The following is a 15208-nucleotide window of genomic DNA, read 5'->3' on the forward strand; positions in this document are numbered from 1 at the left end:
ACCTGTATTTAAGTGAATCAAAGCGCGTAGTGAGCAGACCATTGCTCAAGAATAGGCTTGTAGGGTTTGATAAATTGCTCTTCCGTAAATTTCCCCTGCTCAATCGCTAACTGGCTACGCTCTTCGCGATCGTAAACAATCTTGGTTAATGAATGATCCTGGTTATTCAAGCTTGGCTGATAGCATTGCCCCGCCGCCGAATTGGCATTGTAAATTTCAGGCCGATAGATTTTCTGGAAGGTCTCCATCGTGCTGATGGTGCCGATCAGTTCCAGGTCGGTGTAATCGCTCAGCAAATCCCCGGGGAAATAAAAGGCCAGGGGCGCAACGCTATTTTTCGGCATGAAATAGCGCACCTGCAGGCCCATTTTTTTAAAATACCGGTCGGTCAATGAAGCGCCGTCTTGCCGATACTCGTCGCCCAAGACCGGGTGTTGATTGCCCGTCCGATGGTAGGTGTCTTTGCTGGATACGCTGAGGCAGATCACCGGCGGTTTGCTGAAATTTTCATGGTATTCGTTTGAATTGACGAAGTGCTTAAAGATATTGCCGTGCAAATCGCCGAAATCATTCGGAATGGTAAATTCCGCCGCGTTTTTATTGTGCGCCGGCAGCAAGACGCTAAAGTCGTAATCGCGCACGTAAGACGAGAAATTGTTCCCGACGATGCCCTCGATACGCTTTTGCGTTTTTTTATCGATGATGTTGGTTTTCAGGATTTCGATAACCGGAAAGCTGGCGCCCTGATCTTCGATGCGCATCTCAACCGAGATGATTTCCAGCTCGACAGAGTAGCGATCGGCCTTGGGGTTATCCCAATAGGCTAGTGCATTAAAGCGATTGTCGATCATCACCAACGTGTTGCGCAGGTTCTCCCGGCGGTTTTTCCCTCTGGCCAAATTAGCAAAGTTGGTGGTGATACGCGTATTTTCAGAAGGGTTATAATCTTCGTCGAAAGAACTGCTCTTAATCGTAAAGGTAAAGTCTGTATTCATCGTCTTATAGCATCCTGTTATATGATATGAAGGCTGGATTTATCCATTTCTTTCAATGGCTTGTTTTTCTATTTTTTTATTCAGCTGATTTCATATTGTCTGTCGTTAATGAGGTCTATTTTTGCCAGAGTCCCGGAGGGAGTGAAAGAGACTTAATTTCATTACCACATGAGCGGTATTCATGATCGGGCGTTCGGGCCGTTTTACCGCCGTTGCTCTGCGGCGCAAACCGCCGGTGGGTTGGCCGGCAACCTGGTGCAGCCTGAAAAATTACGGGTATAATCCCTTCATGATCCCACGGCTTCAGACACGAACATGACAAAACTCACCTTACAAGAGCAGATGCTCAAAGCGGGCTTGGTAACCAGCAAGAAAATGGCCAAAGTCCAAAGAACGGCTAAAAAATCACGCGTTCAGGCCCGTGAGGCCAGAGAGGCGGTGGAAGAGAATAAAAAGGCGCAGCTTGAGCGCGATAAGCAGTTGAACGAGCAGCAAAAGCAAGCCGCGCTGTCCAAAGAATACAAGGCGCAGGTGAAGCAGCTGATCGAGATGAATCGCATCGTGCTGGCGAAAGGCGATATCGGTTTTAACTTTACCGACGGCAACCTGATCAAAAAAATCCTGGTGGATAAGGCGACGCAGACCCAACTGATCAATGGCCGCCTCGCCATTGCGCGTTTGCTGATCGAGAACCGGGAAGAGTGTGAATACGCGATTATCCCCGCGAGCGTCGCCGATAAAATCGCGCAGCGCGATGCGGGCAGCATTGTGTTGCACAGCGCGCTGAGTCAGGAAGAGCAGGATGAAGACGATCCGTACGCCGACTTTAAAGTGCCTGACGATTTGATGTGGTAAGCCGCGTTCAGAACGGCGCGGCGTGACGAGCGGTTATCCGCTCTCCGCGGATGGGGTGCACAAAGTCCAGTTCGCTGGCGTGCAGCATCAGCCGCGGTGTCTGCTCGGCACCCGGCAGCAGGCGCCCGCCATACAGATCGCAGCCTAAAATAGGGTGGCCCAATTGCCGGCTGTGAATACGCAGCTGGTGGGTGCGCCCGGTCTCCGGAATGAGCTGTACCCGCGTTAGCGGCAGCGAGATCCCGCCTTCCGTTTCACGATAAAAACGCTCGACGACCCGATAGCGGGAGCGAGCGGGCTTGCCGTGAAGGGCGCAAATCGACATCAGCGGGAACAGCGCCGGATCGTTGGCGATCGCCGCGTCTATTACCCCTTCGTTATCCGCCAGATGGCCGCAGAGCAGCGCGCTGTAGACTTTACCGACGGTGCGCTCGCTGAACTGCCGGCAGAGCGCGGCATTGACGGCCTTATTGCGGGCTACCACCATCAACCCGGACGTGCCGAAATCCAGGCGGTGTGCCAGCGTGCAGCCGGGGAAGATCTGCACCAGCCGATAGTGCACCGAGTCGAGATTTTGCGGATTTTTGCCCGAAAGGCTGAGCAACCCGGCGGGTTTATTGATCAGCGCCAGATGATCGTCCTGATAGAGGATCTCTATCTGGTCATGACAGGGCGGGGCGATGAAGGTATCGGTAATCGTAGACATCGGTCGGCCGGCTGGAGGGAGGAGGGGCGGATGATAGCGAATTTTTCGCCGATGGGCGAATCTGGCGGCGCTGGCCTGGCGCCCACAGGGTATTAGCATCTCTGATACTTGATTAGAAACATCAATTTCACCTAATGATCGCTTCCTCGTATGATGCGCATGTTGACCGATACGCGCCCACGTCCGGCGCCTTTTATCATTCGAGGAATTTCCCATGCTAGCCGTCTTCCTGCAGGGCTTTGCCCTGAGCGCCGCCATGATCCTGCCGCTGGGCCCGCAGAACGTATTCGTGATGAATCAGGGCATTCGCCGTCAGTATCATCTGATGATCGCCTCATTGTGCGCGCTGAGCGATATCGTGCTGATCTGCGCCGGTATTTTCGGCGGCAGCGCGTTGCTGACCCGCTCGCCGCTGCTGCTGGCGTTGGTGACCTGGGGCGGGGTGGCGTTTCTGCTGTGGTACGGCTGGGGCGCGTTCCGTTCCGCCTTCAGCCCGCAACCGGCGCAGGCCGCGGCGCAGGAGCTGGCGCAGAGCCGCTGGCGCATCGTGGTCACCATGCTGGCGGTCACCTGGCTGAATCCGCACGTCTATCTGGATACCTTCGTGGTGCTCGGCAGCCTGGGCGGACAGCTGACGGCGGACGTGCGTTCCTGGTTCGCGCTTGGCGCGGTCAGCGCGTCGGCGGTGTGGTTCTTTGGTCTGGCGCTGCTGGCCTCCTGGCTGGCGCCGTGGCTGAACACCCAGCGGGCGCAGCGCATCATCAATGCGCTGGTCGGTCTGGTGATGTGGGGCATCGCGCTGCAGCTGGCCTGGCAGGGGGCAAATTTATAAGAATTTGTCACTAATCCGAATTCAAAACGCCGTGCGATATGCTACGTTTGATGCCAGGAAACCGGCGGTTCTCGCAGGGAAAAGCCGGCGATCAGAGACAGCCTGTCATTAAGGAGACACTGTGAAGCTAAAAGCATTGGCTATGGCCGCAATGGTCGGATTAGGGACGCTACCGATGGCGCTGCAGGCGGCTGAATTGCCTGAAGGGCCGCACGTCGTCACCTCCGGCACCGCCAGCGTGGACGCCACGCCGGATATCGCCACTCTGGCGATCGAAGTGAGCGTTTCCTCCAAAGACGCCGCCCAGGCGAAGAAGCAGGTGGACGAGCGCGTGGCGCAGTACTTTGATTTCCTGCAGAAAAACAACATCGAGAAGAAAGACATCAGCGCCGCCAACCTGCGCACCCAGCCGGAATACGATTACCTGAAAACCGGCGAGTCGGTGCTGAAGGGCTACCGGGCGGTGCGCCAGGTGCAGGTTACCCTGCGCCAGTTGGACAAGCTGAACGAGCTGCTGGACGGCGCGCTGAAATCCGGCCTGAACGAGATCCGCGCGGTGGAGCTGGGCGTCGCCAAGCCGGACGTGTATCGCGAGCAGGCGCGGCAAAAAGCGATCGAGAACGCGACTCAGCAGGCCGAATCCCTGGCCAAGGGCTTCCACGCCAAGCTGGGGCCGGTGTACAGCATTCGCTACCGGGTCGCCAACTACCAGCCGATGCCGGTGGCGCGGATGTATAAGGCGGCCGGCGCGGCGGCGGAAAACGACGCGGCGCAAACCTATGAACAGCAAAGCATTCACTTCGACGATCAGGTGGATGTGGTGTTCGAGCTGCAGCGCAACGCCGCGCAGTAAGGGGGTTGTCATGAAGAAAAGGTTCGCTGCGGCGAACCTTTTTTCGTTTTAATCCTGGCGCAGCACCTGGTGACCGTGCTCCAGCAACGCGTCGGTCACTTTACGCATCATGCGGCTCTCCGGCGCGAAGCGGTGCCAGTACAGCATGCGGCGCTGGTACAGCCCCGGCGTCAGATCGATCAGTTCGCCGGATGCCAGCTCCTTTTCGATCTGCAGATGTGGGATCATACAGCAGGTGGTGCCCTGACGGGCCAGCTGCACGAAGGCTTCCGATGAGTTCACGATGTGGCAGGGCACGCTGCCCGGCGACAGATCGAAGTTCTGCTGCAGAAATGCCTGGTGCATGTCGTCGAGATGATCGAAGGCCACCGCCGGCGCTTTCAACAGCGCGGAGCGGGTGACGCCGTTCGGGAAATAGCGCTCGGCGAAGCCGCTGGAGGCCACGAACAGGTAGTCCAGCGCCCCCAGCCGATCCACCAGGCAGCTCGGCAGCGGCTGCGGCTGAATACTCACCGCGCCCACCACCTCACCACGGCGCAGCCGCTCCTGGGTGCGGGTTTCATCTTCCACCTGCAGATTCAGACGAATGGGGGAGTCCGCCAGCACCGGCTTCAGCGCCGGCAGCAGCCAGGTCGCCAGACTGTCGGCGTTGACCGCCAGCGACAGCAGCAGCGGCGTATCGACGCCGGTGTCGTTGCCCAGCCACTCTTCTTCCAGCAGCTCCACCTGATGCAGCAGCGCCAGCAGCTTTTGCCCCTGTTCGGTCGGGCGCGGCGGCACGGTGCGGACCAGCAGCGGTTGGCCGAACAGGTTTTCCAGCTGTTTGATGCGTTGGGATACCGCCGATTGCGTGATGCAGAGTTTTTGCGCGGCGCGCTCGAAGCCGCGCTCACGGATCACCGCGTCCAGCGCTTGCAGCGTACGATAGTCTGGGCGTTTCATCGGAAAGATATCCCTTAAATTAGAATGATACCGGCACTATGCCACATTTTGCGTGCGGCGCAGGTGGAAAAATCACGCCCCCAGCTCGCCGCCAAGCGGGTAAAAATGCGGGCTGCGGTAAATAAGTGTGATCCTGCCGGCGTGAAAAACAGCGTTTTACCCTATAATACGCACACGTTTTCGTACAGAGGCAAGGGACATATTATGACGCAGGATGAACTGAAAAAAGCGGTGGGCTGGGCGGCGCTGGAATACGTGACGCCGGGCACCATCGTCGGGGTGGGCACCGGCTCTACCGCCGCCCACTTTATTGACGCGCTGGGCTCCATCAAGCACCAGATTGAAGGCGCGGTGTCCAGCTCAGACGCCTCAACCGCCAAGCTGAAAAGCCTCGGCATCCATGTGTTCGACAGCAACGAAGTGGACTCGCTCGATATCTACGTGGACGGCGCGGACGAAATCAACGGCCACATGCAGATGATCAAAGGCGGCGGCGCGGCGCTGACGCGCGAGAAGATCATCGCCGCCATCGCCAAGAAATTCATCTGCATCGTCGACGCCAGCAAGCAGGTGGACGTGCTGGGCAAATTCCCGCTGCCGGTGGAAGTGATCCCGATGGCCCGCTCCTATGTGGCGCGTGAGCTGGTGAAACTGGGCGGCCTGCCGGAGTATCGCCAGAACGTAGTGACCGACAACGGCAACGTGATCCTCGATGTGCATAACCTGAGCATCACCGACGCTATCGCGCTGGAGAACAAAATCAACAGCATCGCCGGCGTGGTGACCGTGGGGCTGTTCGCCAACCGCGGCGCGGACGTGGCGCTGGTCGGCACCCCGGAAGGCGTGAAAGTGGTCAAATAAGCCTCTGCGGCCTGTGGCCCGGCAGTGCCGGGCCGCATATTTCTTCGGTTAAAACATCTTTTCTGAAAAGCGGCAAATTTGGTGACTTATGTCACATTGTGAAAACTGACTCCCCAAAGCTTCTGCCGAAAACTTTCCCTATGGCATTTTCTGCCGTAAACCGCCATCAACGCTGCGCCTTGTCCTGCCGGGCAGGCAATCGTTTGTATTGCCGCCCGCGTTATTTTTGTTATGTTGGATGGGAGCTGTGTCGTCACAGCCGCTTCTGAAGTCTGAACATAGGGTCGGGTAAATGGCAAAAGTATCATTGGAGAAAGACAGGATTAAATTCCTGTTGGTGGAAGGGGTTCATCAGAGCACGGTCGATAATTTGCGTGCCGCCGGTTATACCAACATCGAATACCACAAGGGTGCGTTAGACACCGAATCGCTGAAGGCCTCCATCCGCGATGCGCACTTCGTCGGCATCCGATCGCGCACGCATCTGACCGAAGAGGTGTTCGCCGCCGCAGAAAAACTGGTGGCGGTGGGCTGCTTCTGCATCGGCACCAACCAGGTTGACCTGAAAGCGGCGACCAAACGCGGCATTCCGGTCTTCAACGCCCCGTTCTCCAATACCCGATCCGTGGCCGAAATGGTGCTGGGCGAGCTGCTGTTGATGCTGCGCGGCATTCCGGCCGCCAACGCCAAGGCGCACCGCGGCGTGTGGCACAAACTGGCCGTGGGCTCCTATGAAGCGCGCGGCAAAAAACTGGGCATCATCGGCTACGGCCATATCGGCACCCAGCTGGGCATTCTGGCCGAAGGGCTGGGCATGAAGGTGTTCTTCTACGATATCGAGAACAAGCTGCCGTTGGGCAACGCGCAACAGGTGCGTCATCTGTCCGATCTGCTCAATATGAGCGACGTGGTGACGCTGCACGTGCCGGAAACGCTGGCCACCAAGAACATGATGGGGGCGGAAGAGCTGGCGCTGATGAAACCGGGCGCCATTCTGATCAACGCCTCGCGCGGCACCGTGGTTGATATTCCCGCGCTGTGCGACGCGCTGGCCAGCAATCACCTGGCGGGCGCGGCGATCGACGTCTTCCCGGAAGAGCCGGCGACCAACAGCGATCCGTTCAACTCGCCGCTGTGTGAGTTCGACAACGTGCTGCTGACGCCGCACATCGGCGGTTCCACGCAGGAAGCGCAGGAGAACATCGGCGACGAAGTGGCCGGCAAGCTGGCGAAATACTCCGACAACGGATCGACTCTGTCCGCCGTCAACTTCCCGGAAGTGTCGCTGCCGGCGCATGGTCCGAACGCCAGCCGCCTGCTGCACATCCACGAAAACCGTCCGGGTGTGCTGACGCAGATTAACCAGATCTTCGCCGAAGAGGGGGTTAACATCGCCGCCCAGTATCTGCAAACCGGGCCGGAAATCGGCTACGTGGTGATCGACATCGAAGCGGAAATCGCACGCGCCGACGCCGCGCTGCAGCGCATGAAGGCCATCGACGGCACCATTCGCGCCCGTCTGCTGTTCTGATTCGGCGGCTCGCCGCAACGAAAAAGGCCGGAGCGATCCGGCCTTTTGCTATTTGGGCTCCCGCCACGCCCAGCTGCAGAGCGGGGTGAGGATTTCCGGCAGCGGGATATCCCAGTGCTCGGTCGGCAGGTGCTCCACCTGCTGGCAATCATGGGCCAGGCCGATGGGATAGGGGCCGCCGCTGCGCCAGTTTTGCAGGGTGCGATCGTAGAAACCGCCCCCCATGCCCAAACGCTGCCCGGTATGATCGAATGCCACCAACGGCGTCAGCACGACGTCAAGTTCGCCCAGCGGCAACACCTGGCGCACATCGAGGCGGGGCTCGAGAATATTGAAGCGATTGCGTACCAGCGGCGTTTCCGGCGCATAGCGCAGGAACAGCAGGTGACCCGGGCTGAACGGGTGCAGCACCGGCAGGTAAACCCGTTTGCCGAGCGTCCACAGACGCTCGATCAGCGGCCCGGTATCGAGTTCGCCGTCAAACGACAGGAAGACCGCGATGTTGTGCGCCGCTTGAATGCGCGCGTGTGCGGTGAGGCGTTCGGTTATCTTTTCTGCGGCAAAGCGTTGCTGCTCGGGCGTAAGCTCGCGCCGACGTTGGCGAATGAGTTGACGAATGGCTTGGCGCTGCTGCGCGAATTGGGATTGAAAAGACATCATATCAGGCTTGCTCAGTGTGGCGTTCAGCACACAAAACCGCTGAGAAGGGGAATCTCCGAGATGCCGTCGCAGGCTGTAACCCTTGAACCCATGGTTCAAGGTGAACGTGCCGTCGCAATCTTAAGGCTTCTCGGCGCACCGAGCGTGCTCACCGATCGCGGAGCAACACATTCTGTTTGTACTAAATATCGGCTCAGGGGACTGGCCCGCTGGCGAACATCTCAGAGAAATTTTGTACTCGTTGCCGAAAACTTGGCTTTCAACAACTTAAGTTATTCGAATTGTGCATCCTGACGTTCAGAGATGCGACCTTGTTCAAGCAGCGCTTGTTCAATGGTCTGCTGCAGCATCCGTATGCGTTGTTCCATATTGGACGCATAGTCACGGGTTTTCAACCGTTCTTGAGCAAGTTCGTGACAGACGTTCAATGCCGCGATGAAAACCAGTTGCTCAGTATTGGAGACTCTAGTGCGAACTTTAAGATCTTGCAACCGTTGGTTAAGATCGTCCGCCGCCATATTCAACGCATCTTGTTGTTCTGGCGGGCAATTGACTCTTAACGAGCGGCCAAAAATTTGAATATCTACCGGTTGTGCAGACATGCCACCTTCCTGCCTAAATTTCGCGCCAGCCTTGTCCGCCCGGGCCGGGCCGTCAAAGCGGGCGCCACTATATATACCTCGGTACCAAGATACAACCCCTTTTTCAGTACCTGGTTGTAATCTACTGTGGCGGACATTGCCAGTCAAAAAAGGGTTTCAAAATGCGTATTTACCGCACTTTCGTCACCCGCCGGCGCAGTGTGAAACCTGCCACATCGCGATTATAACTAGCCACTGAGGTGTCGCGCTTATCTGGTATAGCGACGGACCTTGGTGGTAGCATAACACGAACTTATCCTGCCAACGATGACGAATGCGCATGTCTATACAGAATACATTTCCAAGTTACCAATCTTTGACCGTGGCCCTCAACCAGCAGTCGGTGGCGCTGACCGCGGCAGAAATGCACGGCCTGATCAGCGGCCTGCTGTGCGGCGGCAGCCGTGACGCCGGCTGGCAGGCGCTGGTGCACGATCTGACCAACGAAGGCGTCGCCTTCCCGCAGGCGCTCAGCCAACCGTTGCAGCAGCTGTATGAAGCGACGCGTGACACGCTGGAAGATGACGAATTCCTGTTCCAACTGATGCTGCCTGAAGGGGAGATCGTCAGCGTGTTCGATCGCGCCGACGCGCTGGCCGGTTGGGTCAACCACTTCCTGCTCGGGCTGGGCATGATGCAGCCGAAGCTGGCTCAGGTGAAAGACGAAGTCGGTGAAGCGATTGACGATCTGCGCAATATCGCGCAGCTGGGCTACGACGAAGACGAAGATCAGGAAGAATTGGAACAGTCGTTGGAAGAAGTGGCGGAGTATGTGCGGGTCGCCGCCATCATGTGCCACGGCGAATTCACCCGTCACAAACCGACGGCGCCGGAAAATATCAAACCGACGCTGCACTAAACGTTCTATCGCCTCTCCGCCGGCGGTGCGGATGGCATGATTTCAGGAGAAGGTAATGACTCAGCAGGAATTCAACAACCGCCGCCAGGCGCTGTTGGCGAAAATGGCGCCGGCCAGTGCGGCGGTTATTTTCTCTGCGCCGGAAACGACGCGCAGTGCAGATTCAGACTATCCCTACCGGCAGAACAGCGATTTTTGGTACCTGACCGGCTTCAATGAGCCGGAAGCGGTGCTGGTGCTGATTAAAAGCGATGAAACGCACAACCACAGCGTGTTGTTCAACCGGGTGCGCGATTTGACGGCGGAAATCTGGTTTGGCCGCCGCCTGGGGCAAGACGCCGCACCGGCAAAGCTGGGCGTGGATCGCGCGCTGCCGTTCGATGAAATCAATGACCAACTGCACCTGCTGCTCAACGGCCTGGACGTGGTCTACCACGCGCAGGGCGAATACGCCTATGCCGATCAGATCCTGTTCAGCGCGCTGGACAAGCTGCGCAAGGGGTTCCGCCAGAACCTGCAGGCGCCGGCCACCGTTACCGACTGGCGGCCGTGGCTGCACGACATGCGGCTGTTCAAGTCGCCGGAAGAGCTGGCGGTGATGCGCCGCGCCGGTGAGATCAGCGCGCTGGCGCACACCCGCGCGATGGAAAAATGCCGTCCGGGCATGTTCGAATACCAGCTGGAAGCGGAAATTCATCATGAGTTCACCCGCCTCGGCGCCCGTTACCCGTCTTACAACACCATCGTCGGCAGCGGCGAAAACGGCTGTATCCTGCACTACACCGAGAACGAGAGCCAGATGCGCGACGGCGATCTGGTGTTGATCGACGCGGGCTGCGAGTACCAGGGATACGCCGGCGACATCACCCGCACCTTCCCGGTCAACGGCAAGTTCAGCCGGCCGCAGCGCGCGGTGTACGACATTGTGCTGGCGTCGCTGCAGCGCGCTTTGGAACTGTTCAAACCCGGCACCAGCATTCGCGAAGTCAATGACGAAGTGGTGCGCATCATGGTGGTCGGGCTGGTGGAGCTGGGCGTATTGAAAGGTGAAGTCGACCCGCTGATCGCCGAGCAGGCGCACCGTCAGTTCTTCATGCACGGGCTGAGCCACTGGCTGGGTCTCGACGTGCACGACGTTGGCCACTACGGCACGCCGAGCCGCGATCGGCTGCTGGAGCCGGGCATGGTGCTGACCGTGGAGCCGGGGCTGTACATCGCGCCGGATGCGGACGTGCCGGCGGAGTACCGCGGCATCGGCATCCGCATCGAGGACGATATCGTGATCACCGCCGACGGCAATGAAAACCTGACCGCCACCGTGGTGAAAGACGCCGATGCCATCGAAGCGTTGATGGCGGCGGCAAGGTCATAAAATGAGCGTAATTATCGTTGGCGGCGGCATGGCGGGCGCGACCTTGGCGCTGGCTATCTCGTCGCTCACACAGGGCAGGATGGCGGTGGATCTGGTCGAGGCGACCCGGCCGGACGACCGCAGCCATCCGGGCTTTGACGCCCGCGCCATCGCACTGGCGCAGGGCACCTGCCAACAGCTGGCGCGCATCGGCGTTTGGCCGGCGCTGCGCGATTGCGCTACGCCGATCACTCAGGTGCACGTCAGCGATCGCGGGCACGCCGGGTTTGTGAATCTGCAGGCGCAAGATTATCAGGTCGATGCGCTCGGCCAGGTGATCGAACTGCACGACGCCGGGCAGCGGTTGTTCGCGCTGCTGGCCAAGGCCCCCGGCGTTACGCTGCACTGCCCGGCGCGGGTGGTGGACGTGATTCGCACCGCAGAGCGGGCGGAAGTGCTGCTGGACAACGGCCAGCGTCTGCGCGGGCAATTGCTGGTGGCGGCCGACGGCTCGCGCTCTGCGCTGGCGCAAGCCTGCAATATGCAGTGGCGGCAGGAGGACTATCCGCAGTTCGCCACCATCGCCAACGTCACCACGGCGGAAGATCCGCAGGGGCGCGCCTTTGAGCGCTTTACTCGCTATGGGCCGCTGGCGCTGTTGCCGATGTCGCAGGGGCGCAGTTCACTGGTATGGTGCCATGCGCGCGAAGATCGCGCCCAGGTGGATGCCTGGGACGACGAGCGGTTTATCGCCGAGCTGCAACAGGCCTTCGGCTGGCGGCTGGGGCGTATCCTCAAAGCCGGTAAACGGCACAGTTACCCACTCGGTCTGCTGACCGCCGATCGCCATGTCAGCCACCGGCTGGCGCTGGTGGGCAACGCGGCGCAAACGCTGCATCCTATCGCCGGGCAGGGGTTCAACCTTGGCCTGCGCGACGTGATGTCGCTGGCGGAAACGCTGGCGGAAGCGGCAGACAGCGGCGAAGACGCCGGCGGTTACGCACTGCTGAGCCGTTATCAGCAGCGGCGGCAAAACGATCAGCGGGCGACGATCGGCGTGACCGACGGGTTGATTCATCTGTTCGCCAACCGTTATGGCCCGCTGGTGATCGGCCGCAATCTGGGGCTGATGGCGATGGAACGTTTGCCGGCGATACGCGATGCCTTCGCCAAGCGTACGCTGGGCTGGGTGGAACGTTAGAGACATGGTCGGGCGCTTTAACGCGCCCAAAGCGCGGCGCGGCAAGGCGTCGCGCGTTATTTAAGGAAATCGAGCAGCATGCAATCATTTGACGTGATTATCGCCGGTGGCGGTATGGTGGGGCTGGCGTTGGCCTGCGGCCTGCAGGGCAGCGGGCTGCGCGTGGCGGTGCTGGAGCAGCGCCAGCCGGAGATGGCGCCGCCGTCGGAACAGCCGGCCCTGCGCGTCTCCGCCATCAATGCCGCCAGCGAGCGGTTGCTGCAGCACATCGGCGTGTGGGACGACATTCTCCAGCTGCGCGCCAGCGCCTATAACGCGATGGAAGTGTGGGATCGCGACAGCTTCGGCAAAATCGCCTTCCGCGGCGACGAGTGCGGCTTCAGCCATCTCGGCCACATCATCGAAAACACGGTGATCCAGCAGGCGCTGTGGAAGCGCGCCGAAAGCCTGTCGGACATTACGCTGATTACCCCGGCCGCGCTCAAGCAGGTGGCGTGGGGCGAGAACGACGCCTTCGTCACGCTGGAGGACGGCCGCATGCTGACCGCCCGGTTGGTGATTGGCGCCGACGGCGCCCAGTCGTGGCTGCGCCAGCATGCCGATATCCCGCTCACCTTCTGGGATTACCGCCACCACGCGCTGGTGGCCACCGTTCGCACCGAAGAACCGCATCAGGCGACGGCGCGGCAAATTTTCCACGGCGACGGCATTCTGGCGTTCCTGCCGTTCAGCGATCCGTATTTGAGCTCTATCGTCTGGTCGGTGACGCCGGAAGAAGCCGAAAGGCTCAAACGGCTGGAACCGGCGCAGTTCAACCGCGAACTGGCGATGACCTTCGACATGCGCCTGGGGGCTTGCAGCCTGGAAAGCGAACGGCTGGCGTTCCCGTTGACCGGCCGCTATGCGCGCAGCTTCGCAGCGCACCGCCTGGCGCTGGTGGGCGATGCGGCGCATACCGTGCATCCGTTGGCCGGCCAGGGCGTTAACCTGGGCTTCATGGACGCCGCCGAGCTGATTTCCGAACTGCGCCGCCTGCAGCGGCAGGGCAAGGATATCGGCCAGCACCTCTATTTGCGCCGTTATGAGCGCCGCCGCAAACATGGCGCGGCGGTAATGCTGGCCAGCATGCAGGGTTTCCGCGAACTGTTCGACGGCAATCACCCGGCCAAAAAGCTGCTGCGCGACGTGGGCCTGCGGTTGGCAGACAGCCTGCCGGGCGTCAAACCGAAGCTGGTGCGTCAGGCGATGGGCCTGAACGATCTGCCCGAGTGGCTTGCCTGATCCCTTCCTTCTGCGGGCCCGCACCGGGCTCGCGCTTCCCGCCTTATTCCATCGCTTTTCCTTATATAACCCTTCATTTGAAATAATCTAATTTCAGCCGCTTTTTATCATTACTTTTTCTAATTCCATGTTCGGTTATCAAAAGTCCGGATCCCATGTGAGGCCATAGGTTTGTTATATAAGTTCGGTGTTTTGCCGCTTTAATTGTTAATTTTGTGCCTTAAGGCGCATTTTTCCAGTGAAAAACTCTGCACACTAGCCCGGCGTTTTACCGCCCCGGAACGGCGATGAGCCTATTTTAACTTATGGTTAATGTGGTCGTTCGGTGATAAGTTCGAGGGAAAGGTATCGTTTGCGTCACGGCGGTTGCACGCAGTTTCCGCCCGTCCCGGCGCAGCATTTGTGTTGAGCAGTCAGTGCGCCATGGCGATCGGGCCGCGAGCCAGGCTCCGCCGCATTGCGTGGCAGCACCCTAACTTCTAGCGACGAGTGGAAAGAGGGAAAAGATGGCAAAGCAAACCCCACTGTACGACCAGCATGTGGCGTGCGGTGCGCGCATGGTAGACTTTCACGGCTGGATGATGCCGCTGCACTACGGCTCGCAGCTCGATGAGCACCACGCGGTGCGTCAGGATGCCGGCATGTTCGACGTGTCTCACATGACCATTGTGGATCTGCACGGCGCCCGCACCCGCGAGTTCCTGCGCTACCTGCTGGCGAACGACGTCGCCAAACTGACCCAACCCGGCAAAGCGCTGTACACCGGCATGCTGAATGCCTCCGGCGGCGTGATCGACGACCTGATCGTTTATTTCCTCACTGAAGACTATTTCCGCCTGGTGGTGAACTCCGCCACCCGCGACAAAGACCTGGCCTGGATCGAAGAGCACGCCGCACCGTATGGCGTCGCGCTGACGGTGCGCGACGATCTGGCGCTGATCGCGGTGCAGGGCCCGCAGGCCAAAGAGCGCGCCGGCACCCTGTTCACCCCGGAGCAAAAAAGCGCGGTCGAAGGCATGAAGCCATTCTTCGGCGTGCAGGCCGGCGAACTGTTCATCGCCACCACCGGTTACACCGGCGAGGCCGGCTATGAGATCGCGCTGCCGAAAGAGCAGGCGGCGGATTTCTGGCAAAAATTGCTGGCCGCGGGCGTCAAGCCGGCCGGTCTGGGCGCACGCGACACCCTGCGCCTGGAAGCGGGCATGAACCTCTATGGGCAAGAGATGGATGAAGGCGTTTCGCCGCTGGCCGCCAACATGGGCTGGACCATCGCCTGGCAGCCGGAAGATCGCCGTTTCATCGGCCGCGAAGCGCTGGAACAACAGCGCGAGCAGGGCACCGAGCAACTGGTCGGCTTGATCATGACGGAAAAAGGCGTATTACGTAATGAGCTGCCGGTGCGTTTCACCGACGCGGCGGGGCAAACCCACGAAGGCGTGATCACCAGCGGCTCGTTCTCTCCGACGCTGGGCTTCAGCATCGCGCTGGCGCGCGTGCCGGCAGGCATCGGCGAGCAGGCTATCGTGCAGATCCGCAACCGTGAAATGCCGGTCAAAGTGACCAAGCCCGGTTTCGTTCGCGCCGGCAAGCCGCTGACAAATTGATTTTTTATTGATTGATTCTTTTATTTCTTCGAAGGA

At 59.6% G+C, this 15208-nt stretch carries 15 protein-coding genes and 1 other RNA gene; 10 read left to right on the forward strand and 6 right to left on the reverse strand.

Features of this window, described 5'->3' with window-relative positions; genetic code table 11:
- Positions 1-17 precede the first annotated feature (17 nt).
- On the reverse strand, positions 18-995 hold the full coding sequence (locus HWW83_RS14235; protein WP_046687765.1) for a DUF1852 domain-containing protein: 978 nt from the start codon (positions 993-995) through the stop codon (positions 18-20).
- 315 nt (positions 996-1310) lie between these two features.
- On the opposite strand from HWW83_RS14235, the gene HWW83_RS14240 reads away from it, so the two are divergent.
- Positions 1311-1850 carry a DUF2058 domain-containing protein gene (locus HWW83_RS14240; protein ID WP_033644743.1) on the forward strand — a complete coding sequence of 180 codons (540 nt, stop codon included), beginning with the start codon at positions 1311-1313 and terminating at the stop codon, positions 1848-1850.
- Between the two features lie 7 nt (positions 1851-1857).
- Here the strand turns inward: HWW83_RS14240 and HWW83_RS14245 are convergent, their stop codons facing one another.
- Positions 1858-2556, reverse strand: a complete 699-nt coding sequence (locus HWW83_RS14245; protein ID WP_033652184.1) for an RluA family pseudouridine synthase — start codon at positions 2554-2556, stop codon at positions 1858-1860.
- Positions 2557-2770: 214 nt separating this feature from the next.
- Between HWW83_RS14245 and argO the strand changes: the two genes are divergently transcribed.
- Both argO and HWW83_RS14255 read left to right on the forward strand, forming a co-directional pair.
- Positions 2771-3388, forward strand: a complete 618-nt coding sequence (gene argO / locus HWW83_RS14250; protein WP_004931603.1) for an arginine exporter ArgO — start codon at positions 2771-2773, stop codon at positions 3386-3388.
- A gap of 121 nt (positions 3389-3509) precedes the next feature.
- Positions 3510-4241 carry an oxidative stress defense protein gene (locus HWW83_RS14255; protein WP_031300626.1) on the forward strand — a complete coding sequence of 244 codons (732 nt, stop codon included), beginning with the start codon at positions 3510-3512 and terminating at the stop codon, positions 4239-4241.
- A gap of 48 nt (positions 4242-4289) precedes the next feature.
- On the opposite strand, the gene HWW83_RS14260 is transcribed toward HWW83_RS14255, so the two are convergent.
- Positions 4290-5183: a LysR family transcriptional regulator ArgP gene (locus tag HWW83_RS14260; protein ID WP_004931613.1), complete on the reverse strand. Its 894-nt coding sequence runs from the start codon at positions 5181-5183 to the stop codon at positions 4290-4292.
- A gap of 204 nt (positions 5184-5387) precedes the next feature.
- Here HWW83_RS14260 and rpiA point away from each other — a divergent pair, with 204 nt between their 5' ends.
- Positions 5388-6044, forward strand: coding sequence for a ribose-5-phosphate isomerase RpiA (gene rpiA / locus HWW83_RS14265; protein ID WP_046687763.1), 657 nt, complete (start codon positions 5388-5390; stop codon positions 6042-6044).
- Between the two features lie 292 nt (positions 6045-6336).
- Positions 6337-7575, forward strand: a complete 1239-nt coding sequence (gene serA / locus HWW83_RS14270) for a phosphoglycerate dehydrogenase (protein WP_046687762.1) — start codon at positions 6337-6339, stop codon at positions 7573-7575.
- Positions 7576-7623: 48 nt separating this feature from the next.
- On the opposite strand, the gene HWW83_RS14275 is transcribed toward serA, so the two are convergent.
- The 3 genes from HWW83_RS14275 to zapA form a co-directional block, all read right to left on the reverse strand.
- On the reverse strand, positions 7624-8232 hold the full coding sequence (locus HWW83_RS14275) for a 5-formyltetrahydrofolate cyclo-ligase (protein ID WP_046688538.1): 609 nt from the start codon (positions 8230-8232) through the stop codon (positions 7624-7626).
- 51 nt (positions 8233-8283) lie between these two features.
- A non-coding RNA gene (gene ssrS / locus HWW83_RS14280) (6S RNA) lies at positions 8284-8466 on the reverse strand.
- A gap of 41 nt (positions 8467-8507) precedes the next feature.
- On the reverse strand, positions 8508-8837 hold the full coding sequence (zapA, locus tag HWW83_RS14285; RefSeq protein ID WP_004931621.1) for a cell division protein ZapA: 330 nt from the start codon (positions 8835-8837) through the stop codon (positions 8508-8510).
- Positions 8838-9156: 319 nt separating this feature from the next.
- On the opposite strand from zapA, the gene HWW83_RS14290 reads away from it, so the two are divergent.
- From HWW83_RS14290 to gcvT, 5 genes are all read left to right on the forward strand, one after another.
- On the forward strand, positions 9157-9735 hold the full coding sequence (locus HWW83_RS14290; RefSeq protein ID WP_004931622.1) for a YecA/YgfB family protein: 579 nt from the start codon (positions 9157-9159) through the stop codon (positions 9733-9735).
- A 55-nt stretch (positions 9736-9790) separates the two neighbouring features.
- The gene (gene pepP, locus HWW83_RS14295; RefSeq protein ID WP_103681938.1) at positions 9791-11107 is read left to right on the forward strand and encodes a Xaa-Pro aminopeptidase; all 1317 of its coding nucleotides are present in this window, start codon (positions 9791-9793) and stop codon (positions 11105-11107) included.
- A gap of 1 nt (position 11108) precedes the next feature.
- Positions 11109-12287: a 2-octaprenyl-6-methoxyphenyl hydroxylase gene (gene ubiH / locus HWW83_RS14300; RefSeq protein ID WP_047573764.1), complete on the forward strand. Its 1179-nt coding sequence runs from the start codon at positions 11109-11111 to the stop codon at positions 12285-12287.
- A 78-nt stretch (positions 12288-12365) separates the two neighbouring features.
- Positions 12366-13568, forward strand: a complete 1203-nt coding sequence (gene ubiI, locus HWW83_RS14305; RefSeq protein WP_047573767.1) for an FAD-dependent 2-octaprenylphenol hydroxylase — start codon at positions 12366-12368, stop codon at positions 13566-13568.
- A gap of 506 nt (positions 13569-14074) precedes the next feature.
- Positions 14075-15172, forward strand: coding sequence for a glycine cleavage system aminomethyltransferase GcvT (gene gcvT / locus HWW83_RS14310; RefSeq protein ID WP_004931631.1), 1098 nt, complete (start codon positions 14075-14077; stop codon positions 15170-15172).
- Positions 15173-15208: the final 36 nt, after the last annotated feature.

The sequence above is a fragment of the Serratia ureilytica genome, from assembly GCF_013375155.1.
In the GTDB taxonomy this organism is placed as follows: Bacteria; Pseudomonadota; Gammaproteobacteria; order Enterobacterales; family Enterobacteriaceae; genus Serratia; species Serratia ureilytica.

Coding starts and splice junctions, on each gene's coding strand:
- gcvT (WP_004931631.1), top strand. CDS start 14,075: ATGGCAAAGCAAACCCCACTGTACGACCAGCATGTGGCGTGCGGTGCG.
- HWW83_RS14245 (WP_033652184.1), bottom strand. CDS start 2,556: ATGTCTACGATTACCGATACCTTCATCGCCCCGCCCTGTCATGACCAG.
- argO (WP_004931603.1), top strand. CDS start 2,771: ATGCTAGCCGTCTTCCTGCAGGGCTTTGCCCTGAGCGCCGCCATGATC.
- pepP (WP_103681938.1), top strand. CDS start 9,791: ATGACTCAGCAGGAATTCAACAACCGCCGCCAGGCGCTGTTGGCGAAA.
- HWW83_RS14235 (WP_046687765.1), bottom strand. CDS start 995: ATGAATACAGACTTTACCTTTACGATTAAGAGCAGTTCTTTCGACGAA.
- serA (WP_046687762.1), top strand. CDS start 6,337: ATGGCAAAAGTATCATTGGAGAAAGACAGGATTAAATTCCTGTTGGTG.
- HWW83_RS14290 (WP_004931622.1), top strand. CDS start 9,157: ATGTCTATACAGAATACATTTCCAAGTTACCAATCTTTGACCGTGGCC.
- HWW83_RS14260 (WP_004931613.1), bottom strand. CDS start 5,183: ATGAAACGCCCAGACTATCGTACGCTGCAAGCGCTGGACGCGGTGATC.
- HWW83_RS14240 (WP_033644743.1), top strand. CDS start 1,311: ATGACAAAACTCACCTTACAAGAGCAGATGCTCAAAGCGGGCTTGGTA.
- ubiI (WP_047573767.1), top strand. CDS start 12,366: ATGCAATCATTTGACGTGATTATCGCCGGTGGCGGTATGGTGGGGCTG.
- rpiA (WP_046687763.1), top strand. CDS start 5,388: ATGACGCAGGATGAACTGAAAAAAGCGGTGGGCTGGGCGGCGCTGGAA.
- ubiH (WP_047573764.1), top strand. CDS start 11,109: ATGAGCGTAATTATCGTTGGCGGCGGCATGGCGGGCGCGACCTTGGCG.
- HWW83_RS14275 (WP_046688538.1), bottom strand. CDS start 8,232: ATGTCTTTTCAATCCCAATTCGCGCAGCAGCGCCAAGCCATTCGTCAA.
- zapA (WP_004931621.1), bottom strand. CDS start 8,837: ATGTCTGCACAACCGGTAGATATTCAAATTTTTGGCCGCTCGTTAAGA.